This is a genomic window from Nocardiopsis sinuspersici, assembly GCF_001998325.1.
GTDB lineage: Bacteria > Actinomycetota > Actinomycetes > Streptosporangiales > Streptosporangiaceae > Nocardiopsis > Nocardiopsis sinuspersici.
In genome coordinates this window covers 3,529,632-3,553,689 of sequence record NZ_MCOK01000001.1, presented here as the reverse complement: position 1 = coordinate 3,553,689, position 24,058 = coordinate 3,529,632, and the positions used below count along the sequence as shown (strand labels likewise).

The following is a 24,058-nucleotide window of genomic DNA, read 5'->3' as shown; positions in this document are numbered from 1 at the left end:
GGCCGACTCGGCCTGTGGACGACGACGCCCCTGTCCTCCGTGGCCGGTACTGTCGATCCGTGGCAGATCTCCCCGACATCCCCGTCCTGCTCGACGCGGCCGTCGCCGCCCTGGGCGGCAGCCGCCGCGAGGGCCAGGCGACCATGGCCGATGCCGTGGCCGAGGCGGTCGACAAGCGCGAACACCTGGTGGTCCAGGCCGGTACCGGCACCGGCAAGTCCCTGGCCTACCTGATACCCGCGATCAGACACGCGATGGCCGGCAAGAGGACCGTGGCGGTCTCCACCGCCACCATCGCCCTGCAGAACCAGCTCATCGAGCGCGACCTGCCACGCCTGGCCGGGGCCCTCGCGCCGCTGCTGCCCCGCGAGCCCACGTTCGCCGTGCTCAAGGGCCGCCGCAACTACCTGTGCCGCAACCGCCTGCAGACCGCGGGCGAGGAGGCCGAGGACACCGAGCTGTTCGACCCGCGCCAGCTCTCCTCGCTGGGCCGCCAGGTGGCCCGCCTGCACGAGTGGGCCGAGGACACCGTCACCGGTGACCGCGACGAGCTCACCCCCGGCGTCAGCGACCTGGCCTGGCGCCAGGTCTCGGTGGGCGCCAACGAGTGCATGGGCGCCCGGATCTGCCCCTTCGGCCAGGAGTGCTTCGCCGAGTTCGCCCGCGAGGCCACCCAGGGCGTGGACGTGGTGGTCACCAACCACGCCATGCTCTCCATCGACATGTCGCAGGGCCGCCACATCCTGCCCGAGCACGACACGATCATGATCGACGAGGCGCACGAACTCGTGGACCGCGCCACCTCGGTGGCCACCGGCAGCCTGAGCGAGCGGGCCGTCAACGCCGCCGCCAAGCGCGCCGCCCGCCTGGTCGAACCCGGTGTCAGCGAGCGCCTGACCGAGTGCGCCGACGGCCTGGCCCTGATGTTCACCGAGTCGCCCGAAGGGCGCATGGACCACATCGGCGACGCCCTCGCCAACTCGGTCGCCGCCACCCGCGACGCCGCCTCGGCCTGCGTCACCGCCATCGGCCCCTCGCCGGGCGAGCTGGACCCGGACGGAGCCAGCGACCGCCGCCTGGCCCTGGCCGCCCTCGAAGAGGTGCACGACACCGCGGTGCGGATCCTGGAGTCCTTCGAACCCGCCCTGCGCGACCGCACCGAGATCGTGTGGCTGACCAGGACACCCGGCCGCCAGCCCACGCTCAACGTCGCCCCGCTCGGCGTCGGCGGGCTGCTGCGGGACAAGCTCTTCGGCGACCGCACCGTGGTCCTGACCTCCGCCACCCTCACCCTGGGCGGCTCCTTCACCGCCCTGGCCAACCAGTGGGGGCTGGGCCGCGAGGTCACCCGGGAGGCGGCCGAACGCGCCGCCGCGGGCCGCACCGACCCGGAACCGGGCCGCGGGGACACGTCCGGGACCGAGGCCGCGGACACGGACGCCTCCGAGGGAGGCCCGGATCCGGACGAGGACGACGACGGCCCCCACCGCGCGGCCGGGGAGCCCCGTTGGCGCGCGCTGGACGTCGGCTCGCCCTTCGAGCACGCCCGCAGCGGCATCCTCTACGTGGCCAGACACCTTCCCCCGCCCGGCCGCGACGGGCTCGCGCCCGCCTACCTCGACGAGATCGCCGAGCTCATCGAGGCCGCCGACGGCCGCGCGCTGTGCCTGTTCTCCTCCATGCGCGCCGCCCAGCAGGCCGCCGAGGAGCTCCGCGAGCGCCTGGACCATCCGATCCTGTGCCAGGGTGAGGACTCCACCGGCCAACTGGTCCGCCGGTTCGCCGAGGACGAGCGGTCCTGCCTGTTCGGCACACTGTCGCTGTGGCAGGGCGTGGACGTGCCCGGCCCCTCACTGTCCCTGGTGGTCGTGGACCGGATCCCCTTCCCCCGGCCCGACGACCCGCTGGCCTCGGCCCGCCAGCGTGCCGTGGCGGCGCACGGCGGCAACGGCTTCCTCTCGGTGGCCGCCACCCACGCCGCCCTCCTGCTCGCGCAGGGCACCGGGCGCCTGCTGCGCTCCACCGATGACCGGGGCGTCATCGCCGTCCTGGACCCGCGCCTGGCCACCGCCCGCTACGGCGGTTTCCTGCGGGCCTCCCTGCCGCCCTACTGGGGGACCACCGACCCGGCGGTGGCCAGGTCGGCGCTGCGCCGCCTGTCCGGCCGGCCCGCGCCCGAACCCGCCGCCTGACACGCGGTTCGGGATCCGGGGAGCGGCCGCGGCGGACCCGGGCAACGCGGCGGCCGGGCGCCCGCGAGAAGGGGCCCGGCCGTGTGCTGTGCAATCGTGTGCCGTTGTGGGACCGGCCGTCTCCGGCGGCTCCCGTACCCCGTCCCCGTGCGGCCCGCCTCAGCCCCGGGTGCGGTAGCCGAACAGCCGGACCGCGTACGCGGGGGTCTCGTCGTCCTCGGCCTCCTGGATGAACCAGCGGTCGTCGTGGTCGCCGACCAGCAGTTCGTTCCACATCATGTCGATGAGTTTGAGCCGGGAGACCACGGACGACTCGGGGTCCAGCACGATCGAGTAGGCGCGGTCGGACAGCCGCTGGGTCACCATGCCCACCGACTGTCCGTCCCAGATGGCCGGGACGGGGGCGTGCCCGACCTCGACCCCGCACAGCCGCAGCTGCTCGACCTCCTCGTCGAGGGCCTCGGCGGCCAGGGCGCCGTCCAACCGGAGGGCGTCCTCCAGCTCGTCGCGGTCCTCGTCCCCGCGCAGGTAGGCGTGGTAAGTGCGGTAGCCGCAGGTGCGGCACTTGCGCCAGACGACGCAGCGAGCCAGCCCGTAGGCGGACTGCGCCTCGCCCACACTCTGGTAGTCGCTCACCTCGCGAATCGTGCCGCAGTCGCAGCACAGGGCCGTGAGATCCTGCTTCATCAGAGTCCCCCCTCCCAGGCGAGTATGCGACGAACGGAGCCCGTTAGGGAACCCGTTCGGCGAGGAAGTCGCGGCAAGGACTCGTCATCAATGCCCAAAATGGCGCGGTGGCGGGTTTTGGACGTACTCCCGGCGGCGTGTCGGTGTGGCCGGTCCTACACCGGCCCGCCGAAGGTCCGCGCACCGTCGGGGCGTGTCCGCCGCACACGCCCTAGTCGTCCAGCGACAGGCCGCGCTTGTTGCGGGCGCTCCAGTCGCGCATCCGCTGCGGGTAACCCATGATCTGCACGTCGTACGCGGGAACCGCCAACTTACTGGCCACCTTGCGGATCACCTCGGGCGAGCCGCACCGGCGGCGGATCCACTCGCCGTCCGTGGCGACCGCGACGGCGGTGGTCCGGGTGGCGAAGGTCTCCGGTTCGACGAAGAACTCCACCCCGACCCGGCTCTTGGCGAAGTCGATCAGCGCCTTGATGTCCGAATCCTCGGAGGCGCGGTCAAAACGGACCTTGCCTCTGCGGTTGGCCTTGCGGAGTCCGAAACGGTCTCGCCATCCCATCGGGGCTCATGTCTCCTCAGGTACGTGTCGGGGTGAGCCCTGTGAGGCTCGGTCCGGCTGTCCGCGCCGGAATCGGGGCGGCCCCTCCGGGGCCGTGGTGCCCCGAGTGTATCGGGCCAAATCCACCCCCATCGGATGCGTAAACCCCTGCTACACGGTTTTTCCGCGTTTCCCGTACACCTCTGTCACCGCGCTGCTACGTTCGGTTCTCACGCGGCGCTTACAGGGGGAGTGATCATGCCGATGTGGACATGGGCGGGGGAGACCGCACGCCAGCTCAGGGCGGCGGGACAGACGGAACTGGCCGAGGCGGTGGCGGGCCTGCCGGTGCTCTGTGAGGCCGGGGACGCGGTACGCGTGGAGGCGACGGCCCGCTCGGCCCTGCGCACCGCGCGCCGACTGGTCGCCGAGGCGGGGGGAACCGGGCCCGGAGTGCCGGGGCTCTTCGGGCCGCCGACCCTGTTCTTCCTGGCGCACTGGCCGCTGGCCGTGCGGGTGGGGGCCCTGGCCGAGGGAGGGCGGGCGCTCGCCCAGGTCAGCGCGGCCGCCGAGGACGAGCCCGAACCGCACGCCCACGGCGCCCTGCCGGTCTCCCTGCTGGAGACCCTGGTGCGCTGCCACGCCAACGTCGACGCCCGGGGCACCACCGGTCTGCGGCGCGAGCTGCTGTCCACCCGGCGCCTGGCCGGTTGGGAGCGCACTCCCGCGTGGCCCGCGTTCACCCTCGCCCGGGTGAACCTCCTCATCGACGAGGACCTGGCCGACCGTGCCGAGGCCGAGCTGCGGCGCTACGAGCACACCGCCACCGGCCCGGCCGTGCTCGGCGCCGACGGGGTGTTCGCCCTGGTCAGGGCCCTTCGGTACCAGGACAAGCACGCTGAGGCCCTGGAGGTGCTGGACCGGCTGGACGCGGAGCTGACCCTGGATGAGGCCAACTCCCGCCGGGCCGCCCTGCACCGCCGCATCCGCTTCGAGCGGGCACGGCTGCTGTCCTGGCTGGCCCGGCTGGGCCAGTGCCAGCCCCAGGAGGCCATCGCGCCGCTGCCCACCGTGGAGGAGGCCGAGGCGTACCCGAGCCTGCGGCCCGCGTGGGTGGAGGCGGTGGAGAACCTGGTGTGCCAGGGCACCGTCCGCAACGACTGGCGGCTGGGTGTGCGCGTGACCACCTGGTCGCGCTACTTCGAGCGGGTGGGAGCCCCCCGGCGCGGCGCGGAGCTCGCCCTGTCCGCCGCACGCCTGGCCGCGGGCCGCGGGGCCCGCTGGGTGGCGGGCTGTTCCGCGCTGCGGGCGGAGCGGCTCATCGGGGAGCTGGGGCGCACCGAGGAGATCGCGGGGGACCTGGCGGAGGTGCGCGCCATGATCGAGGGGATGCCGCCGGTACGGCCGCTGGCCCCGGCCGAGAACGTGCTGGACTTCCTCAGGGCGCAGTCCGCCGAGGAGGTCGACCCAGAACAGCAGGCGGAGCAGGTCAACGCCGCGCTGGAACGCGTTCCGCACGACACCCCGCTGCTGACCGCGCTCGGCCAGGTCGGCCGGACGCTGATGCTGTCGGACGCGGCGACCGAGCCCCAGTGGCGGCACGTGCGCGAGCGGCCGGGTGACCAGCGCGCTGCGCTGTCGCTGCTGGAGACCCTCCTCCACGACAACGACACCGTCGGGGTGCGCAACCTGGTGAGCACTCTCGCCGCGGGCGCTCTGGGCGGCGAGGCCTCCCGCACCGGGTACGTGCACATGGAGACCACGCGGCAGGGCGCCCTCACCCCCAATCCCTGAGGCGGTCCGGGGCCGCACGACCCGGGCCTTCGCCCTGTTCCGGCGAAGGCCGCCGTGTACGACCGGATGTCCGCGTACCGCGTCGGCCGGCGCGCACCGAACCCGCGCGGCCGGTACCCGGCGGGGCCGCACGGGTCACCGCGCCCGAGCGCCCCCACGCCCGCCCCGCCGCTTCCGTGCGGGAGAAGAACGGGTCGTCGACCACGTAGAGCCATCCACCGTCCGGCCGCCGACGGGCCGGTTCGATGGTCACGGTCGTCACCGAACCCCCTCGGGAGCCCGACCCGGTCACCGTGGCGGTGTGGGACATCAGGGCCAGGCCCGCGGACTCCTCGGCCCGTCGGGGCTCGAGCCGGATCCGAGCCCACTCTGAGGCACACGCTGGAGTGGACGGCCGCCAACCCTCACCGCCCCCTCACGCTGAAGGACATGGCCGACAACGCAGCCCTGAGCGTACGGAGCCTCAACAGGCACTTTCGCTCCCAGGTGGGGACCACTCCGCTGCGGTGGCTCCTCCAGGTCCGCGTCAACCGGGCGCAGCGGCTCCTGGAGTCCACGGACCAGTCGGTGGACCGGGTCGCCGCCGAGACGGGCTTCGGCTCGACCGCCACCTTCCGCCACCACTTCACACGGCTGACGGGGGTACCGCCCGGCGCCTACCGCGGCACCTTCGGGAGACGGCGGCGGGAGTGACGGGAACCGGACACCGCGTCGACCAGCGCGTACCGGATCCACGTGGACGGCGGTGAACCGTGACTCCGCGTGGTTCCGGTATAACTGCGGTTCCCCTAACCCCCGTGGAGGCGATATGTGGATGGTGCTCTTCTATGTCACACCGGTGACCGTGTGCCTGGCGTTGCTCGCGTTGCTGGTGTTCTCCTTGGTCCTGGCCAGGGACCAGGAGGGGGCCGGGTGGAGCCGGCCCCTGGCGCGCGGACTCCTCGGGGTCACGGCGGCCGCCTACCTCCTCGTCCTGGCCGCTCCCCTGACCTCGTGGGGCCAGGCGGAGGCGGGGAGCCGCCATGTCGTGTGGAACCCCCTGTCCGCGATCCAGGAGCTCCGGCAGGAGGCGGTTCCGGTGACGGCCTTCGGCCAGCAGCTCAGCACCGGAGAACTGGCGTACTACAGCGTCGATCCGCTCTCCCACGAGGAGAGGGCCGAGATCCTGGACCGGGAGCCCTACGACTTCTTCGCGCACGGAGCACCTGGTACGGACCCGGTGGTCCTGGACGCCGAGGGCCGACCCGCCCCGTCGGACGGGGAGGGGCTCGTGGAGCGGGAGATGGGCGAGTCGATCGCACGGGCCGGTGAACCGATGGAGTCCGCGGCCATGATCGTGGAGGAGAAGGTCCTCCACACCCTGCTCTTCGTGCCGCTGGGGATCCTGGCCTTCCACGCCTTCTCGTCCTGGACGGTGCGCGTCGTGGCCGGTCCCGGGTTCTCGGCCGTGGTCGAGGCGAGCCAGTGGGCCGCGGGCGACCTGGCCGACACCGGCGACGTCCTCGCGAACACCGCGGGTTCGCTGGCGGGAGTGGCCATGGCCGGTGGCGCCGCGGCCCTCGTGCACGCTCGAAGGAGGGCCCGCCGGGCGGAGGACCCACAGCCCCTGGAGGCGTAGCGCCCCGCCGCCGTGCCGACCGCGGACTACGCGGGGGCGGCGCGCGCCTCGTCCACGAGCGAGCGTCCGGCCGGGTAGACCAGCGCCGCCGCGGGCAGCCGGGCGGGCCTGCCGCTGGCCAGGACCCGCACCCGGCCGGGCCGCTCGCCCACGGGAACCTCGCCGGTCCGGCGCAGGGTCTGGGCGACGACCGCGTCGGCGGCGGTGAACAGCGCGGCCCGCCCGCCGAGGGCGGCCGAGATCCGCTCGCCCACCAGGTCGTAGTGGGTGCACCCCAACACCACGCCGCGCACGTCGGCGGGGGTCAGTCCGGCGGCGTAGGCGACGGCGTCGTCGATCAGCCGGGGATCGGCCGACTCCACCGCCTCGGCCAGTCCGACGCAGGCCACCGGGGTCACCTCCACGTCGCGCGCGAAGGTCTCGACGAGCCGGCGCTGGTAGCCGCTGCGCGTGGTCGCGACGGTGGACCACACCGCGATCGGTCCTCCGGCGGCGGCCGCGGGCTTGATCGCGGGGACCGTCCCGATCACCGGGACCCGCGGCTCGAACTCGGCGCGCAGCTCGGCCAGCACATGCACCGACGCGGTGTTGCACGGCACCACCACGGCGTCCAGCCCCGGGGTGCCGGCGGCCTCGCGGGCGGCGCGGGCCCCGGCCAGCGCGCGTGCGATCACCTCGTCCGGAGTACGCGGACCCCACGGCATGTGGTCGGGGTCCATGGACAGGAACAGGTCCGCGTCCGGCCGTGCGGCGCGCAGGGTCGCCGCAGTCGAGAGCATGCCGATACCGGAGTCAACGAGAGCGATACGCACGGATCCCATCTTACGGCCAGCCCTTCACCACCCCGGAGAACCGGCGCGCGATCCTTCCGTGGGGGGCGGTGCCCCGGTCAGGAGTACGGGTAGGGGGTTTCTGATGAAGACACGTAACAAATGGGGTGGCACAAGACCGTTACCGATAGGTAGAACTAGGTGGATCGGTCCGTCCGCGTGGTATCGCGCGGACGGGGCCGGCCCACGCTGTGCGTCGCCGAGGAACGGAAGAACCGGAATGGCTCCTCAACACCAGGAAACGAGCAGCGGCACCTCCACCGGAGGGCGGACGGGCTTCGCCGAGCACATAGCGGCGGTCCAGAAGCTGCGTCGCGACTACCGTGCGCTGCCCCCGGACGCGCCGGTACGCCTGGCCAAGCCCACCTCCAACCTCTTCCGGTTCCGCGAACCCACCAGCACGCCCGCCCTGGACGTGTCCGGCTTCACCGGCGTCATCGCCATCGACCCGGTCGAGCGCCTCGCCGACGTGGGCGGTATGACCACCTACGAGGACCTCGTCGCGGCCACCCTCCCGCACGGGCTCATGCCGACCGTCGTCCCGCAACTGCGCACCATCACCCTCGGCGGCGCCGTCACCGGCATGGGCATCGAGTCCTCCTCCTTCCGCAACGGCCTGCCGCACGAGGCCGTCCAGGAGATGGAGATCCTCACCGGTGACGGCGACATCGTCACCGCCACCCGCGACAACGAGCACAGCGACCTCTTCTACGGCTTCCCCAACTCCTACGGGACCCTGGGCTACAGCCTGCGCCTGCGCATCGACCTGGAGCCGGTCTCCCCCTACGTGCACCTGCGCCACCTGCGCTTCCACGACGCGGCCGAGACGATGGACGCCCTCGCCCGCGTCTGCGCCGACCGCGAGCACGACGGCCAGCCGGTCGACTTCGTGGACGGGGTGGCCTTCGCCCCCGACGAGCTGTACCTGACCCTGGCACGCTTCACCGACCAGGCCCCCTGGACCAGCGACTACACCGGCGGGGACATCTACTACCGGTCCATCCAGCGCTACGCGGGCACGGGGCCCGGCGACTACCTCACCGTCAGCGACTACCTGTGGCGCTGGGACGCCGACTGGTTCTGGTGCTCCCGGGCCTTCGGCACCCAGCACCCGCTGGTGCGCCCCCTGTGGCCGCGCTCCCTCAAGCGCTCCGACGTCTACCGCAAGCTCGTCGCCTGGGACCGGCGCACCGACTTCTCCCGCCTCCTCACCCACTACCGGGGTAAGCGGCCCCAGGAGCCGCTCATCCAGGACATCGAGGTGGACGTCGAGCGCGGCGCGGAGTTCCTGGACTTCTACCACGCCGAGATCGGCATGACCCCCGTCTGGATGTGCCCCCTGCGGCTGCGCGAGCCCCGGCGGCCCGGGCTGGGCGCCGACGAGTACGTGTGGCCGCTCTACCCGCTGGACGGGGAGCACCTCTACGTGAACTTCGGCTTCTGGGGCCTGGTCGACATGAAGCCGGGCCAGCGCCGGGCCCACCACAACCGCCTGGTCGAGGAGAGGGTCGCTGAGCTGGGCGGCCACAAGTCCCTGTACTCGGACTCCTTCTACACCGAGGAGGAGTTCTGGCGTCTCTACAACGGCCGGGCCTACACCGGACTCAAGGAGGCATACGACCCCCACGGGCGGCTGCTGGACCTGTACGCCAAGTGCGTGGGCAACCGCTGAGGCACCACATCACCGGGACGCGACCCGAGGAGATGGGCCGCATCCGAGAGCAGGAAGGACAGAACATGCGGCTTGCCGAGATCTTCGAACGCGTCGTGGGACCCGACGCGCCCATCCGATTCACCGCCTACGACGGCAGCAGGGCAGGGGATCCCAACAGCGACGTGGCACTGCACGTGCGCACGCCGGTCGCCGTCAACTACCTGGTCCAGTCCCCCAACACCGTCGGCCTGGCCCGCGCCTACGTCTCCGGCCACCTGGAGCTGGAGGGCGACATGTACACCGCCCTCAGACGCATCGAGGACTTCGTGCTCGCCGACGGGATCGACCTCTCCCTGCGCGACGTCGCCGCGATCCTGCGGTCCGTGGGCTGGGTCAAGCTCGTCAGCCGGGTGGCCCCGCCGCCCCAGGAGGTGTCCCGCGGCCGCCTCACCGGCCTGGGCTGGCGCCACTCCAAGCAGCGCGACGCGGAGGTCATCCACCACCACTACGACGTCTCCAACGCCTTCTACGAACTGGTCCTGGGCCCGTCCATGACCTACACCTGCGCCGTCTTCGACGAAGAGGACGCCGCACCGGACCGGGTGAAGCGCTTCGACGGCGCCCTGGAGAGCGCCCAGTTCCGCAAGTACGAACTGGTCTCGCGCAAGCTCGGACTGGAGCCGGGCATGCGCCTGCTCGACGTGGGCTGCGGATGGGGCGGCATGGTCATGCACGCCGCCCGGGAACACGGGGTCCGCGCGCTCGGCGTCACCCTGTCCAAGGAACAGGCCGAGTGGGCGGCCAAGAAGATCGCGCAGGAGGGGCTGTCGGAGCTGGCCGAGGTCCGCCACATGGACTACCGGGACGTTCCCGACGGCAGCTACGACCGGATCAGCTCCATCGGCCTGACCGAGCACGTGGGGGCCAGGAACCTGGCCTCCTACTTCTCCTCGCTCAACGACAAGCTCGTCCCCGGGGGACGGCTGCTCAACCACTGCATCACCCGGCCGCGCAACGACCTGCCGCCCATGAACACCAAGGGCGTCATCAACCGGTACGTGTTCCCCGACGGCGAGCTGGAGGGTCCCGGCAAGCTCCAGACGGAGATGAACGACGCCGGGTTCGAGATCCGCCACCAGGAGAACCTGCGTGAGCACTACGCACTCACCCTCCGCCACTGGGGCGCCAACCTGGACCGCCACTGGGACGAGGCCGTCGCCGAGGTCGGCGAGGGCACCGCGCGCGTCTGGCGCCTCTACATGGCCGGTTGCGTGCTCGGCTTCGAGCGCAACGTGGTGCAGCTGCACCAGATCCTCGGTGTGAAGCTGGACGGCACCGAGGCGCACGTGCCGCTGCGCCCCTGGTTCTGAGCGCCCCGACCCTGAACGGAGCCCGGGCGGACCGTCGCGGTCCGCCCGGGCCCCGCGGTTCGCCGGCGGGGGAGCACGGCCTGTCCGCGGTCCCCCGGGGACGGTTTGGCGGCATCATGGACCCGGGGCGTGTTCGGCCGGCACCCGTCCAGCCGTGCGACGCTCCGGCACCCACCGAACAGCCCCCAGTCCCACACCCACCGGAAAGGACCACACCGTGTCCGAGTCCTTCGACGGCGGCACCGACGGGCCCACGCCCGCCTCCGACGTGCCCGACCATGTCAAGCGCACCGCCATCGACCTGATCGCCGCCTACACCGACCGCGACCGGGAGGAGCTCGACCGGGTCGTTCCGCACGCCTCCGACGACGCGGACGCCGTCATGTCCGAGCTGAAGGTCATCGCCGCCTTCCTCAGCCGCCGCGTGCAGCAGACCGGCGTGGTGTGGAAGCCCGCCGACTCGCGTGAGGCCGTCGCCCGCACGGTCGCCGAGATGCTCCCGCCCGAGCTGGAGTTCGCCGTCTCCACCGCCTGGGAGGCCCACTCGGTCGGCGAGGAGGAGGCCGCCGAGCGCCTCACCCAGGGCGATCCCATGGTCTACGTGCACATGCTCGCCGCCTTCGGCGCCGCCATCGGTCTGGCGGTGTACAAGCGCGCCGAACTCCTCTCCATCCTGCGCCAGGTCACCGGACTGGCCGACTAGCGGGGGAGTCCTCACAGCGGCCGCGACACTCCGGGCGGCTCCCGTCCGCCTAACGGGTCAGACACGAAAAACAGTGGTTTACTTCACTCCAGGCGGTTCCTTACGTAGGTTTCCTACCAACCCCGGGGGAACCCTCGAAAGGAACGGGAGGCGAGCCATGGCCCGCAGACGAACACACGAGTACGTTCCGCTCACCGCCGCGGCCGCGGCACTGGTCCTGGTCGCGACGGCGTGCGGTACCGGAGGGGGTGACGGGGGCGAGGCCTCCGACAGCCTCCTGGTCTGGATCATGCAGGGCACCAACCCCGACGAGACGGAGTTCTTCGAGGCCGCCAACACCGCGTTCACCGAGGAGACCGGTATCGAGGTCGAGGTCGAGTTCGTGCCCTGGCAGGACGCCCAGAACAAGATCTCCACCGCCATCGCGGGCGGCACCGTGCCCGACGTCGCCGAACTCGGCAACACCTTCACCCCCGGCTTCGCCGACGCCGGGGCCCTGCACGACCTGTCCGGCTACGGCGTCGACACCTCCCAGTACATCCCCGGCCTGATGGAGATGGGCCAGATCGGCGGGGGCGTCTACGGCGTCCCCTGGTACGCCTCCATCCGCTCCGTCGTCTACCGCAGCGACCTGTTCGAGGAGCACGGCCTGGAGGTCCCGGAGAACTGGGACGAGCTGCGCGAGACCGCCGTGGCCCTGTCCGAGGCGGAGGAGGACATGATCGCCCTCCCCGTCCCCGGTGACGCCCAGTACTCGGTCATGCCCTGGATCTGGGGCGGCGGGGGCGAGATCGCCGTCGAGGGCTCCGACGGCACCTGGACCTCACAGATCGACAGTGAGGGGTCCCGCGCCGGGGTCGAGTTCTTCACCGACCTCGCCCTGGAGCACGGCACCTCCACCACCGGCGCCGTCAACTGGAACGAGATCGCCGTCATGGAGTCCTTCGCCGAGGAGGAGGCCGCCATGGCCATCCTCGGCAGCGCCAACCCCAAGGCCGTCCTGGAGGCCAACCCCGACCTGGAGGGCAGGATCGGCTCCTTCACCCTGCCCGGACGGGACGGCGGGTACATGCCCTCCTTCGCGGGCGGCTCGCTGCTGTCGGTCTTCGAGGGCACGGGCGACGAGGAGGCGGCCTGGCAGTACGTCCAGCACCTGACCGGCGACGAGTTCTCCACGCGCTGGTCCGAGGAGACCGGGTTCTTCCCGGGCGTGTCCGCCTCCGTCGACGAGTTCTCCGCCTCCGCCGACCCCGTCCTGGAACCCTTCGCCGTCCAGCTCAAGGAGGCCAGCCGGGGCGTGCCCGTCACCCCCGCCTGGACCCAGGTGGAGGCGGAGAAGGTCCTGGTCGGCATGCAGCAGTCCATCCTCAACGGCGAGGCCACGGTGGACGAGGCCACCGCGGAGGCGGCCGACGAGGTCGAGCGCATCCTCAACGGGGGGTAGACACGTGCGAACACCGGTCGGGCTGGGCTCCAGCAGCGGACCGGGGCAGGACACCCGCCGTCCGCCCGAGACGTCCCGGGGGCGTCCCGGGCCACGGCGGCGGGCACCGCTCCTGGGCATGCGCAGGCGCAGGGCGCTCCTGCCGTGGGTGCTGCTCGCCCCCGCGCTGACGGTCATCGGGCTGCTGCTGCTGTTCCCGCTCGGCCGGATCGTGTGGCTGTCCTTCCGCGAGTACGAGCTGCGCAACCTGGTCTCGGGCGAGTCGGACTTCATCGGGTTCGCCAACTACGCCGCCCTGCTGACCGACCCGTACCTGTGGCGGATCGCCATGGTCAACACGGTGGTCTTCGCCGCGGTCGCCGTGTTCACCACCATCGTCGTGGGAACGCTGGTCGCGCTGCTGCTGGCCACGCTGCGCCCGGTGCCCCGGGTGATCGTGGTCTCCTGCGTCATGGTCGCCTGGGCCATGCCCGCGGTCAGCGGCACCTACGTGTGGATCTGGATCTTCGACGTCGACAACGGGGTCGTCGCCCAGGCGCTGACCTCCCTGGGCCTGCTCGACCCCTCCGGGTACAACTGGTTCGCCGACCGCCTGTTCTTCTACGCCGTCGTCACCCTCAACATCGTGCACGGCGGCTTCCCGTTCGTGGCCGTCACCGTCCTGGCCGGACTGCTCACCGTCCCCAAGGAGCTGCACGAGGCGGCGCGCATCGACGGCGCCGGAGCCTGGAAGCGCTTCTGGCACGTCACGTTCCCGGTGCTGCGCCCGGTGTTCGCCGTGGTCACCGTGCTCTCCACCATCTGGGACTTCAAGGTGTTCGCGCAGATCTACCTCATGCCCGGCGGCGACGTGGGAGGGTCGCGCATGCTCAACCTGGGCGTGTGGTCCTACGTGCGCTCCTTCGGCCACAACGACTACGGCCTCGGCGCGGCCATCGCCGTCCTGCTCACCCTGCTGCTGCTGGTCATCACCGTGTTCTACCTGCGCGCGCTGTTCCGGGAGGACGGGATCGGATGAACACGGTGACGCGGGGACGGATCCGCTCAGGAGACCGGGCCGTGGACCCCCGCGACCAGCTTGTCGCGCACCTGGCGCCAGTCCACCGAGGCCAGGGAGTACCGGTTGAGGTCCTCGCGCACCGCGGCCATGGTGCGCAGGTCGTACTCGTCCAGCGGGCGCCCGTCGTCGTTGTCCCGGTTGACCAGGTTGTCGACGTAGGCGTACAGCAGCCGCCCGCCGGCGTCTTCCAGGGCGTGCCGGAGCGCGCGCTCCCGAAAGCGCGCGTCATAGGGGATCCAGCTGATGACGACCTCGGTGGGGGAGGGACCGGCGGAATCGTACACGGCGCTACGCCACCGCCTCCGGTGACCCTGTCGACACGGCCACACCTCCTCCTCCACCGCCGGGGCGAGGGCGTCCATCCCCGGACAGAGGAGGAGTCTAACGGCCCGATCCGGGCCTGGAGCAACCGGAACCGGACTCGGCCTTCCGGGCACCGCTGAGGAGGAGCACCCGTGGTCACGCGCACAGACACACCCGCCGCCGACCCCGCCTGGGAGGCCCAGGTCCGCGACGCCCGGCGCAGGGGGAACGTCCTGCGCGCGGGCGGGCTCCTGGCCAAGGGTGCCGGGGTGGCCGTCCTGCTGGCGTTCACCCTCTTCCCCGTCTACTTCATGCTCATCAGCGCGTTCTCCGACCGGACCACCTCGGGAGCCGGGGCGCTGCTGCCCACGGGCGTGTCCCTGGACAACTTCGTCTACGTGCTCACCGAGGCCGACTTCGGCCTCTACATGCGCAACTCGCTCGCGGTCGCCTGCATCACCGTGGTGGGCGCGTGCGTACTGTCGCTGCTGGCCGCCGTGGCGGTGGCCCGCTTCCGCTTCCGGCTGCGCACCGCCGTGCTGGTGATGATCCTCGTCGTGCAGATGGTGCCGCTGGAGGCGCTGGTCATCCCGCTCTTCCTCCAGGTGCGCGACCTGCGACTGCTCAACACCCTGCTGGGCCTGGGCGTGGTCTACGTGGCGCTGTCCCTGCCGCTGGCGGTGTGGATGATGCGCGGGTTCGTCGCCGCCGTGCCGGTGGAGGTGGAGGAGGCCGCCTACATCGACGGCGCCTCGTGGGGGCAGATGTTCTGGCGGGTGCTCTTCCCACTGGTCGCGCCCGGACTGGTGGCCACGGCCATCTTCTCGTTCATCGTGGCGTGGAACGAGTTCGTGCTGGCGCTGACCTTCATGACCCAGAGCGACAAGTACACGGTGGCGGTCGGGCTGCGCCAGTTCTTCGGCCAGTACGCCAACGACTGGGGGCACGTGATGGCCGCCTCCACGCTCATCACCATCCCGGTCATGGTCTTCTTCATCCTCGTGCAGCGCTTCCTGGTCTCCGGGCTCGTCCAGGGGGCCGTCAAGGGATAGGGGCGCGGGAGGCGGGGCCGGCCCCCCGAGGGGGAGGGGGCCGGCCCCGCCGCGCGCCGCGCAGGCGCGGGTCAGGCGCGCAGTTCGCGCTTGAGGATCTTGCCGGTGGAGGTCATCGGCAGTTCGGTGCGAAACTCCACCTCACGCGGGTACTTGTAGCCCGCCAGGCGCTCCTTGGACCACTCGACGATCTCCTCGGGACTGGCCTCGGCGCCGTCCTTGAGGATCAGGAACGCCTTGATCTCCTCGCCGTGGGTGTCGTGGGGGACGCCCACGACGGCGGCCAGGCTGACCGCCTCGTGGGTCATCAGGACCTCCTCGACCTCACGCGGGTACACGTTGTAGCCACCGCGGATGATCATGTCCTTGGAGCGGTCGACGATGAAGTAGAAGCCCTCCTCGTCGCGGCGGGCGATGTCGCCGGTACGGAACCAGCCGTCCCGGAGCACCTCGGCGTTGGCGTCGGGGCGGTTGTGGTACCCCTTCATCACGCAGTGCCCGCGCACCGCGATCTCGCCCTCCTCCGACTGGTCGTTCCAGTCGTTGTCGATGAGCTTCATCTCCACACCCCACACCGGCAGGCCGATCGAGCCGGTCTTGGCCTTGATCTTGGGGTTGTTGAACGACACGACCGGGGAGGTCTCGGACAGGCCGTAGCCCTCCTTGATGCCCACGCCGAAGGTCTTGGTGAAGTCCTGGGAGAGCTGGCCGGGCAGGGCGGAGCCGCCCGAGACCGCGTCCACCACGTCACTCGCGATCTTCTCCAGGTCGTAGGTCCCCGGCTCGGCGGACTGCACGGCTCCCAGCAGGCCCCAGTACATGGTGGGCACCCCCGCGAAGCCGGTGACGCCCTCCTTCTCCATGATCCTGAGCGCCTCGGCGCCGTCGAAGCGCGGCATGAGGACCATCGTCCCGTGGCGGTACAGGACCGAGTTGAGCATGACCGTCTGGCCGAAGATGTGGAACAGCGGCAGGACCACCAGGGCGACGTCGCGGCCGTCGGGGTGGGGCTCGACCATGCCGGAGGAGACGACCGCGTTCATCAGCAGGTTGTTGTGGCTCAACTGCGCGCCCTTGGGCTTGCCGGTGGTGCCACTGGTGTAGATGATGACCGCGGTGTCGTCAGGATCGGCCTGCACCGTCTCGAACTCGCCGGGCTGGCCGTCCAGGGCCTTCCAGAAGGTCTCGGCGCCGTCGATGGTGGACTCGGTGGCGCCGGGGGAGGAGGGCAGGTCCACGTAGAACTCGCAGCCCTCCACCTGGTTGAACGCCTCGAAGGAGCGCTCGCCCAGCGGCAGCTCCGGGGAGCCGGTGAAGGCGAAGAGCGCCTTGGCGCCGGAGTCCTCCAGGTGGTAGGCGATCTCACGCGGCGTCAGCAGCACGTTCAGCGGTACGACCACCGCGCCCGCCTTGAGGGCGCCGAAGTACACGAAGGGGAAGTAGGGCAGGTTCGGGCTGGCCAGCGCGATCCGGTCCCCGGGCCTGACCCCTCGCGAGACCAGGAGGTTCGCCACCTGGTTGGCGATCATGTTCGTGACCGCGTAGTTGAGGCGCAGGTCGCCGAAGACCAGGCACTCCTTCTCCGGAGCCGACCGGGCGCCGTCCTCCAGAAGCACGGACAGGTTGAGCATGGGGGCCTCCCGCAGGCAGATGAGTCCAGGACGGAACAGGGAAGCGGACCCGGTGTGACCGGGGTCGCGTGTGCTGCGCCACTTTTACGGCAGAGTAACAAACCGGCTGGTCGGTGTGGAGAGTCTCAGGGCGGTAATCCTCCGCGCCCCGTCCCGCCCCCGGCGGCCCATCCCGGTGTGCGGCTCGTTTCCGGGTTCCACCGGACGCGTCCCCGCGCGCAAAACCCGTCCGCGACCGGATCCGCCAGCCGCTAACCTGAGTCGTGTACACCCCGACCGACTAAGGAACACGTGGCGATGACAGCGGTAGACGGCGACCAGAAGACGGGCGACACCTACGACGCCCGCGCCCTCCAGGACAAGTGGCAGGCGCGCTGGGCCGCGGAGCTCCCGTTCCAGGCCGACGAGGACCCGTCGGACACCCGCCCGCGCTCCTACGTCGTCGACATGTTCGCCTACCCCTCCGGCGACCTGCACATGGGCCACGCCGAGGCCTACGCCATCGGCGACGTCATCAGCCGCTACCGCCTCCAGCGCGGTGACAACGTCCTGCACCCGGTGGGCTGGGACTCCTTCGGCCTGCCCGCCGAGAACGCGGCCATCAAGAACAACTCCCACCCCGCCGAGTGGACCTACGCCAACATCGAGACCCAGGCGGCCTCGTTCCGGCGCTACGGCATCAGCGTGGACTGGTCGCGACGCCTGCACACCAGCGACCCCGAGTACTACAAGTGGAACCAGTGGCTGTTCACGCGCTTCTTCGAGCGCGGGCTGGCCTACCGCAAGGACGGCCAGGTCAACTGGTGCCCCCAGGACCAGACGGTGCTGGCCAACGAGCAGGTCGTGCAGGGCAGGTGCGAGCGCTGCGGCTCGGACGTCGTCCGGCGCAGCCTGAACCAGTGGTACTTCAAGATCACCGACTACGCCCAGCGCCTGCTGGACGACATGGACCAGCTGGACGGCGGCCGCTGGCCGGACGAGATCCTGGCCATGCAGCGCAACTGGATCGGCCGCTCCACCGGAGCCGACGTCCACTTCGCCGTCGAGGGCCGTGACGAGCCCGTCACCGTCTTCACCACCCGGCCCGACACCCTGTACGGCGCCACGTTCTTCGTCGTGGCCGCCGACGCCGAGCTGGCCGACGAGCTGTGCGCGCCCGAGCAGCGCGAGGCCTTCGACGCCTACCGCGCCGACGTCGCCAAGCTCTCCGACATCGAGCGCCAGGCCACCGAGCGGCCCAAGACCGGTGTGTTCCTGGGCCGCCACGCCGTCAACCCCGTCAACGGCGAGCGCATGCCCGTGTGGGCGGCCGACTACGTCCTGGCCGACTACGGACACGGAGCCATCATGGCCGTGCCCGCGCACGACCAGCGCGACCTGGACTTCGCCCTGGCCTTCGACCTGCCGGTCCGGGTCGTGGTGGAGACCGGTGAGCCCGACCCGGCCGAGACCGGCGTGGCCACCGCGGGGGAGGGCACCCTGCGCGACTCCGGACCGCTGGACGGACTGTCCAAGACCGAGGCCATCGAGCGCATCATCGGGGTCCTGGCCGAGCGCGGCACCGGAAGCGGCACGGTCAACTACCGGCTGCGCGACTGGCTGCTGTCCCGCCAGCGCTACTGGGGCACACCCATCCCGATCATCCACTGCCCCTCCTGCGGCGAGGTGCCCGTCCCCGACGAGCAGCTCCCGGTCACCCTGCCCGAGCTCAAGGGCGCCGAGCTGGCCCCCAAGGGCATCTCCCCGCTGGCCGCCGCCACGGACTGGGTCAACGTGGACTGCCCCTCCTGCGGCGGTCCCGCCGAGCGCGACACCGACACCATGGACACCTTCGTGGACTCGTCCTGGTACTTCCTGCGCTACTGCTCCCCGCGGCTGGACACGGCCCCCTTCGACACCGAGGCGGTCGCGAAGTGGGGGCCGGTGGACCACTACATCGGGGGCAAGGAGCACGCCACCCTGCACCTGATGTACGCGCGCTTCTTCACCAAGGTCCTGCACGACATGGGCATGGTGCCCTTCACCGAGCCCTTCCGCCGCCTGACCAACCAGGGCCAGGTCATCAACCAGGGCCGGGCCATGTCCAAGTCGCTGGGCAACGGCGTGGACCTGGGCAGGGAGATCGACGCCTACGGCGTGGACGCGGTCCGGCTGACGATGCTGTTCGCCTCCCCGCCCGAGGAGGACGTGGACTGGGCCGACGTCTCCGCGGTGGCCGCGCAGAAGTTCCTCAACCGCGCCTACCGGGTGATGGCCGAGGCGGGTGCGGCCAGTGAGCCGGGCACCGATCCCTCGAAGGGCGACACCGAGGTGCGCCGGGCCACCCACCGCGCCGTCGACCAGATCACCGCCCTGATCGAGTCCCGGCGGTTCAACGTGGCCATCGCCCGCGTCATGGAGCTGGTCTCGGCCGCCCGCAAGGCCATCGACTCCGGTCCCGGCGCAGCCGACCCGGCGGTCCGTGAGGCCGCCGAGTTCGTGGCCGTCTCCCTGTCCCTGTTCGCGCCCTACGTGGCCGAGGAGGGCTGGGAGAAGCTGGGCCACACTGAAAGCGTCGCCGTCGGCCACTGGCCCGAGGCCGACCCGGACCTGCTGGTACAGGAGTCCGTGACCTGCGTGGTGCAGGTGCAGAGCAAGGTCCGTGACAAGCTGTCCGTCGCGCCCGACATCGACCCGGCGGAACTGGAGCGGCTGGCCCTGGCGTCGGAGAAGGCGCAGGGCTTCATCGGCGACAAGCAGATCCGCAAGGTGGTCGTGCGCGCGCCGAAACTGGTGAACATCGTCGTCGGCTGACCGGTACGGGTGACGGCGGCCGCTGGAGGCGGCCGCCGTCCGCGTGCGGTCGGCGCGGCGGCCGACAGGGAGGCGGTGGCCGGGTGGGTCCCCTCGTACGGGTGGCCGTGGTCGGTGCGGGCGCGGTGGTGCTGTCCGCGGCCGCGATCGGCGGTGCTCTGTGGCTGGCCGGGGACGACCCGGACATGCCCGAGAACGGTGACGTCCACGCCGCCGCTCCCGGGTGCGGGGTGGTCTCCGACGCGCTCGTCACGGGACTGGTGCCCGGCGCCGTCCCGGAGACCTCCGAGCACGGCCCCCTGCCGGGCGGGGACAGCTCGGTGTGCTCGTGGTCCTCCGTGGGGCCGGCCGACGGCCCGCAGGGGGTGCTGCGCGTACACCTGTCCGCCCGCTTCACCGACGGCACGGGGGAGGAGCCGGTCAGCGGCGACCAACGGGCACGGGAGGCCTACGCCGCCCTGGTGCCCGTACGCGGCGACGAGGTGGAACTGCCCTCCGGCGAGGGCCGTGTGTGGCACGGCCAGGCGCCCGGGACCGCTGAGCTGGCCTTCACCACCGACAACCTGCTCGTGCGGGTGTCCTACGCCGGGACCTCCGGCGCCGAACCGGTCGGTTTCGATGACGCCCGAGACCTGGCCGTGGAGTTCGCCGAACAGCTCGGAGAGGCCTTGTGAGCGACCAGCACCCCGATCCCCGGCATCCGCGGGGACAGGAGCACGGGCGGAACGAGGGGCAGGGGCAGCAGCCGCAGTCTCAGGAAGCCCGGTTCTCCCAGCAGCCACCCGAGCAGCCGCCGCAGCCGCAGCAGCCACCTGGGCAGCAACTGCCTGGGCAGCCGCAGCAGCCTCAGGAATCTCGGTCTTCCCAGCAGTCCCCCGAGCAGCCGCAGCAGCCGCCGCAGTCTCAGGAAGCCCGGTTCTCCCAGCAGTTCCCTGAGCAGGCGCAGCCGCCGCGGGCGCGGCCATCCGGGCAGCAGTATCCCCAGCCCTCCCGGCAGCCGCCGCAGGCGTACCACCCGCAGCAGGCGGTGCAGCCCCAGGGGCGGTACCCGCAGCAGCGGTGGCCGCAGCCCCCACCGCAGGGATCGCCCGTCTCCGAGACGGTGCCGTCCGCCCAGCCGCAGAGCCGGGGGTGCGCCACCACAGCGGTGGTCGCCGCCGCACTCGTCCTGATCGTGCTCGCGGCGGGGGCGATCTGGTACGCGGTGGTGCGCGACGACCCCGCGACGGGCGACTTCGCGTCCGCGCCCGGGTGCGCCGTCGCCGAGACGGAGACCCTGGACGAGCTGGTGCCCGACCACGAGCTGGAGGTCGATGAGCCGGTCGGCGGCGAGAGGGACCCCTTCGGCTCGGGCCGGCAGTGCCGGTGGGCGACCCCGGGCGGGCCGGGCCGGGCGGTCCCGGGCGCCGCGACGCTGGTGATGGTGGCCGCTCCCAACCCGGGCGGTGTCACGACGGCCGTCGACAACCTGCGCACCACCACCTCCCAGCACGAGACCCGGAAGCTGGAGGGGGTCGGCGACGAGGCGGTGACCTGGATCCAGGGCGAGCCGTTCACGGTCTCCTGCGTGGGCGCCCGGGTGTCCAACCTGTACCTGGAGACCTGCTACAGCGTGGCGGCCGGCTACGACGCGTCGGAGCCGGGCGACGAGGAGCGGATCGTCGCGGGAGCCGAGGAGCTCGCGGTGTCCGTGGTGGAGGCGCTGCCGGAGTCCATCCCGGAGTAGCCGCCGGCCTTGCGGCGTCGGCCGGCCGCGGAGCCGGCACGGGCTACCAGGCGGTCTCCAGGAACTCCTCCAGCGCCGGGAAGACCTCCTCGGCGAAGGGCCGCTGGGAGTCCAGGACGGTGGAGCCGGGCTGGTCCTCGTAGCGGCGGAGGATGTGGTCGGCGCCGGGGATGTCGACGCGCTCGGCGTCCTCCAGACCGGTCATCAGCCGGTCCACGTCCTCGCGGGAGACCTGGGCGTCCTCCTCGCCCCACACCACCAGCACGGGTGTGCCCTCGGGCAGGTCCTCACCCAGCTCCACGGGGTCGAAGGAGTCCATGTAGGCCAGGAAGTCCTCGTTCCGCGGGGAGTAGACGCCCTGGACCACCGTGTCGATGTCCGCCGACCCGAGGGGGCGGCCCGCCCTGAGCGCCGCCCGTGCGGCGCGCGCGTCGGAGAGCGTCTGGACGGCCTGTCCCTCCTCGACCTGGCCCAGGGCCTCGGCCACGCGCACCTGCTCGGTGAGCTGTCGGTCGAGCAGGTCCAGGTAGCGGGTACCGGGGGGAGCGGCCAGCACCAGGGCGGGGGAGGGGGCGCCGTCGTCGATGAGCTCGTGGGCGCGCAGCGCGTAGAGGGCGCCCTCGCTGTGCCCGACGACGACCACCCGCTCGGGGTCGACCTCGGGCTGGGAGACGAGTTCGTCGTAGGCCGCCGCGACCTGCTCGTCGAAGAGCCGCGGGTCCACCGACCGGACCTCGCTTCCGGGCACCGGGGGCACGAAGCCGGATCCGCTGCCGTACTTGTCGTAGCGCAGCGAGGCCACCCCGGCGTCGGCCAGCACCCGGGACAGGTTCCAGTTGGTGTTGGCGTCCGGGCGCATGTCGCTGTTGCCGTCGCGGTCGGTGGGGCCGCTGCCGGAGATGATGAGCGCGCCGGGGACGGTGCCGGAGACACCCTCCGGCGTACGGAAGCTCGCGGACACCTCGTGCCCGCCGCCCTCGAAGGCCAGCTCCCTCTCGGTGCCGCCGACCCCCGGTACCTCGGCGCTCGCGCCGTCCTCCGACGCGGGTGCGCAGGCGGTGGACAACAAGGCGACGGCGACCCCGCCGACCAGCGCGGCGCGCAGGCGGGCGGTGGGGGAGGAGGCAGGTGTGAACACCCTCTCAGCCTAGCGGCTCGCGTCGGCGGCCCCGCTGCCGTCCACGCGTGCGGGGTCCTCCACCGTGCCGTCCGCGGCCGGGCGCTCCCCTCCGGCACGGGAGGTCCCCGGTCCGTCCGAGGGGGGACGGGCCGGGGACGCGAGGACTCAGACGCGGCGCATGACCGCGACGACCCTGCCGAGGATGGTGGCGGCGTCGCCGTTGATGGGCTCGTAGGCCTCGTTGCGGGGCATCAGCCACACGTGGCCGTCCTCCTCGCGGCGCAGCACCTTGACGGTCGCCTCCTCGTCCAGCAGCGCCGCCACGATGTCGCCGCTCTCGGCGTCCGGCTGCTGGCGGACCACCACCATGTCACCGTCGGTGATCGCGGCGTCGGTCATCGAGTCGCCGACGACGGTGAGCATGAACAGGTGCCCCTCGCCGACCAGCTGGCGGGGCAGGGCGAGCACGTCCTCCACCGACTCCTGGGCCAGGATCGGGCCGCCGGCGGCGATCCGGCCGACCAGCGGCACGGCCGCGGCGCGCGAGGGATCGATGTCCTCGGGGGTCACGGCCTGCCCGCCGGCGCGGCCGGGAGTACGCAGTTCCACCGCACGCGGCCGGTTCTGGTCGCGGTGCAGGTAGCCCTTGCGCTGGAGCACCTTGAGCTGGTGCGCCACGCTGGACGGGCTGGACAGGCCGACCACCTCCCCGATCTCCCTTATGGACGGGGGGAAGCCCCTCTCACGCACATAGCGCTGGATGCAGTTCAGCACGCTCTGCTGGCGCGCGGTGAGTTTGGGGGCTTCGGGCGTGGACCCGCCCGCGTTCTCCACTGGCGCAAGAACGGTGGCGGTGTCCGCGGTCCCGGGATTCTCCTCCGGCACGGCCGGGCCTCCTCGGCATTCGGTTCGGTCAGGGCCTGCTTGTGTGACTGCCACCGCCGGCCCGCGACCGCGCCGACCTGGGGGTCTGCGTGACGGCGAAACCAGCGTGATATCACCGCCAACTTTAGTCGTTGCGCACGGTGATATCAAACAAGCGTTCGAGACCGGAGTAATTGCCTCCGCGCCTTTCCGCGGTCAATTCCCGGCCCGTACTTATGTGTGTACACGCGTTCACGCCGCGTTGTCCCACGAATGCGCGAACAGGTGTCCGCGGGGCTCGTTTCGGTGTGATGCGGAAGACATCTTCTCCTGCGCCGGTCCGGCCGAAATTCCGGTGACGTGGTGATTCCCGGCACGGCGGGCCGCCGCGGTTCGCGGCCCGAGCGGTCCTCGGCGTTATCCTGGACCGCGGTGCCGGACGCCCCCGGGAGGCCGGCGGGCGCCGAGTCCCCCTGTCCGGGCGCCGGATCCTCCCGCTCCTTCGCCGTCGTCGTCCCCGTGGCCGCGCGGTCGTTCGCCGTGCGGGGACACGCCCCTGTCAGAGTTGCGTCGCGCGGCGCGGACCTCTAGGTTCGACCACAACATCTGGTGTTTGGGGAAGAGGTTCTCACCTAGAAGTTGTGGTTGTAGTTTAGTAGTATCTAAGGGTCGTCGTTCG

Annotated in this window: 21 protein-coding genes; 13 read left to right on the top strand and 8 right to left on the bottom strand. The window is 71.7% G+C overall.

Translation table 11 applies throughout. From position 1 onward, the window contains the following. Positions 1 to 59 precede the first annotated feature (59 nt). The gene (locus tag NOSIN_RS15355) at positions 60 to 2,192 is read left to right on the top strand and encodes an ATP-dependent DNA helicase (protein WP_077691401.1); all 2,133 of its coding nucleotides are present in this window, start codon (positions 60 to 62) and stop codon (positions 2,190 to 2,192) included. A gap of 159 nt (positions 2,193 to 2,351) precedes the next feature. Here the strand turns inward: NOSIN_RS15355 and NOSIN_RS15350 are convergent, their stop codons facing one another. Then, on the bottom strand, positions 2,352 to 2,879 hold the full coding sequence (locus NOSIN_RS15350; RefSeq protein ID WP_077691400.1) for a DUF6315 family protein: 528 nt from the start codon (positions 2,877 to 2,879) through the stop codon (positions 2,352 to 2,354). Between the two features lie 211 nt (positions 2,880 to 3,090). Further along, positions 3,091 to 3,438 (bottom strand): hypothetical protein, encoded by a 348-nt coding sequence (locus NOSIN_RS15345; RefSeq protein ID WP_077691399.1) that lies wholly within the window; start codon positions 3,436 to 3,438, stop codon positions 3,091 to 3,093. A 237-nt stretch (positions 3,439 to 3,675) separates the two neighbouring features. On the opposite strand from NOSIN_RS15345, the gene NOSIN_RS15340 reads away from it, so the two are divergent. The 3 genes from NOSIN_RS15340 to NOSIN_RS15330 all read left to right on the top strand — a co-directional run bounded on the left by NOSIN_RS15340 (position 3,676) and on the right by NOSIN_RS15330 (position 6,829). Further along, positions 3,676 to 5,211, top strand: a complete 1,536-nt coding sequence (locus tag NOSIN_RS15340; RefSeq protein WP_077691398.1) for a hypothetical protein — start codon at positions 3,676 to 3,678, stop codon at positions 5,209 to 5,211. Between the two features lie 66 nt (positions 5,212 to 5,277). Then, complete coding sequence (locus tag NOSIN_RS28025; RefSeq protein WP_077693608.1) at positions 5,278 to 5,904, top strand: helix-turn-helix domain-containing protein; 627 nt, start codon at positions 5,278 to 5,280, stop codon at positions 5,902 to 5,904. Between the two features lie 121 nt (positions 5,905 to 6,025). After that, on the top strand, positions 6,026 to 6,829 hold the full coding sequence (locus NOSIN_RS15330; RefSeq protein ID WP_227015254.1) for a VanZ family protein: 804 nt from the start codon (positions 6,026 to 6,028) through the stop codon (positions 6,827 to 6,829). 26 nt (positions 6,830 to 6,855) lie between these two features. Here the strand turns inward: NOSIN_RS15330 and NOSIN_RS15325 are convergent, their stop codons facing one another. Further along, the gene (locus NOSIN_RS15325) at positions 6,856 to 7,641 is read right to left on the bottom strand and encodes a glutamate racemase (RefSeq protein ID WP_236743377.1); all 786 of its coding nucleotides are present in this window, start codon (positions 7,639 to 7,641) and stop codon (positions 6,856 to 6,858) included. A gap of 238 nt (positions 7,642 to 7,879) precedes the next feature. On the opposite strand from NOSIN_RS15325, the gene NOSIN_RS15320 reads away from it, so the two are divergent. The 5 genes from NOSIN_RS15320 (at position 7,880) to NOSIN_RS15300 (ending at position 13,848) form a co-directional block, all read left to right on the top strand. After that, complete coding sequence (locus tag NOSIN_RS15320; RefSeq protein ID WP_077691395.1) at positions 7,880 to 9,331, top strand: FAD-binding oxidoreductase; 1,452 nt, start codon at positions 7,880 to 7,882, stop codon at positions 9,329 to 9,331. Between the two features lie 65 nt (positions 9,332 to 9,396). Further along, entirely contained in the window at positions 9,397 to 10,683 is a 1,287-nt protein-coding gene (locus NOSIN_RS15315; RefSeq protein ID WP_077691394.1) for an SAM-dependent methyltransferase, read from the top strand. Positions 10,684 to 10,900: 217 nt separating this feature from the next. Continuing rightward, on the top strand, positions 10,901 to 11,386 hold the full coding sequence (locus NOSIN_RS15310) for a hypothetical protein (RefSeq protein WP_077691393.1): 486 nt from the start codon (positions 10,901 to 10,903) through the stop codon (positions 11,384 to 11,386). 157 nt (positions 11,387 to 11,543) lie between these two features. After that, the gene (locus NOSIN_RS15305; protein WP_077691392.1) at positions 11,544 to 12,830 is read left to right on the top strand and encodes a sugar ABC transporter substrate-binding protein; all 1,287 of its coding nucleotides are present in this window, start codon (positions 11,544 to 11,546) and stop codon (positions 12,828 to 12,830) included. 118 nt (positions 12,831 to 12,948) lie between these two features. Further along, a complete protein-coding gene (locus NOSIN_RS15300) occupies positions 12,949 to 13,848 on the top strand; it encodes a carbohydrate ABC transporter permease (RefSeq protein ID WP_077691391.1) in 900 nt (299 codons plus the stop codon). Between the two features lie 26 nt (positions 13,849 to 13,874). On the opposite strand, the gene NOSIN_RS15295 is transcribed toward NOSIN_RS15300, so the two are convergent. After that, positions 13,875 to 14,174, bottom strand: a complete 300-nt coding sequence (locus tag NOSIN_RS15295) for a hypothetical protein (protein ID WP_077691390.1) — start codon at positions 14,172 to 14,174, stop codon at positions 13,875 to 13,877. Between the two features lie 171 nt (positions 14,175 to 14,345). Here NOSIN_RS15295 and NOSIN_RS15290 point away from each other — a divergent pair, with 171 nt between their 5' ends. Beyond that, the gene (locus NOSIN_RS15290; RefSeq protein ID WP_077691389.1) at positions 14,346 to 15,245 is read left to right on the top strand and encodes a carbohydrate ABC transporter permease; all 900 of its coding nucleotides are present in this window, start codon (positions 14,346 to 14,348) and stop codon (positions 15,243 to 15,245) included. Positions 15,246 to 15,316: 71 nt separating this feature from the next. Here NOSIN_RS15290 and NOSIN_RS15285 read toward each other — a convergent pair whose 3' ends face one another. Then, positions 15,317 to 16,876: a long-chain-fatty-acid--CoA ligase gene (locus NOSIN_RS15285; protein ID WP_077691388.1), complete on the bottom strand. Its 1,560-nt coding sequence runs from the start codon at positions 16,874 to 16,876 to the stop codon at positions 15,317 to 15,319. 297 nt (positions 16,877 to 17,173) lie between these two features. Here NOSIN_RS15285 and leuS point away from each other — a divergent pair, with 297 nt between their 5' ends. Both leuS and NOSIN_RS15275 read left to right on the top strand, forming a co-directional pair. Further along, positions 17,174 to 19,669, top strand: coding sequence for a leucine--tRNA ligase (gene leuS / locus NOSIN_RS15280; RefSeq protein WP_077691387.1), 2,496 nt, complete (start codon positions 17,174 to 17,176; stop codon positions 19,667 to 19,669). An 83-nt stretch (positions 19,670 to 19,752) separates the two neighbouring features. Beyond that, positions 19,753 to 20,343, top strand: coding sequence for a hypothetical protein (locus tag NOSIN_RS15275; protein WP_077691386.1), 591 nt, complete (start codon positions 19,753 to 19,755; stop codon positions 20,341 to 20,343). Here NOSIN_RS15275 and NOSIN_RS26810 read toward each other — a convergent pair. After that, positions 20,250 to 20,684, bottom strand: coding sequence for a hypothetical protein (locus NOSIN_RS26810; protein ID WP_143832939.1), 435 nt, complete (start codon positions 20,682 to 20,684; stop codon positions 20,250 to 20,252). The genes NOSIN_RS15275 and NOSIN_RS26810 overlap by 94 nt on opposite strands. Positions 20,685 to 20,771: 87 nt before the next feature. On the opposite strand from NOSIN_RS26810, the gene NOSIN_RS15270 reads away from it, so the two are divergent. Next, positions 20,772 to 21,395 carry a hypothetical protein gene (locus tag NOSIN_RS15270; RefSeq protein WP_077691385.1) on the top strand — a complete coding sequence of 208 codons (624 nt, stop codon included), beginning with the start codon at positions 20,772 to 20,774 and terminating at the stop codon, positions 21,393 to 21,395. Between the two features lie 43 nt (positions 21,396 to 21,438). Here the strand turns inward: NOSIN_RS15270 and NOSIN_RS15265 are convergent, their stop codons facing one another. Then, positions 21,439 to 22,533, bottom strand: a complete 1,095-nt coding sequence (locus tag NOSIN_RS15265; protein WP_077691384.1) for an alpha/beta fold hydrolase — start codon at positions 22,531 to 22,533, stop codon at positions 21,439 to 21,441. Positions 22,534 to 22,680: 147 nt separating this feature from the next. Further along, positions 22,681 to 23,400, bottom strand: coding sequence for a transcriptional repressor LexA (lexA, locus tag NOSIN_RS15260; protein WP_077691383.1), 720 nt, complete (start codon positions 23,398 to 23,400; stop codon positions 22,681 to 22,683). Positions 23,401 to 24,058: the final 658 nt, after the last annotated feature.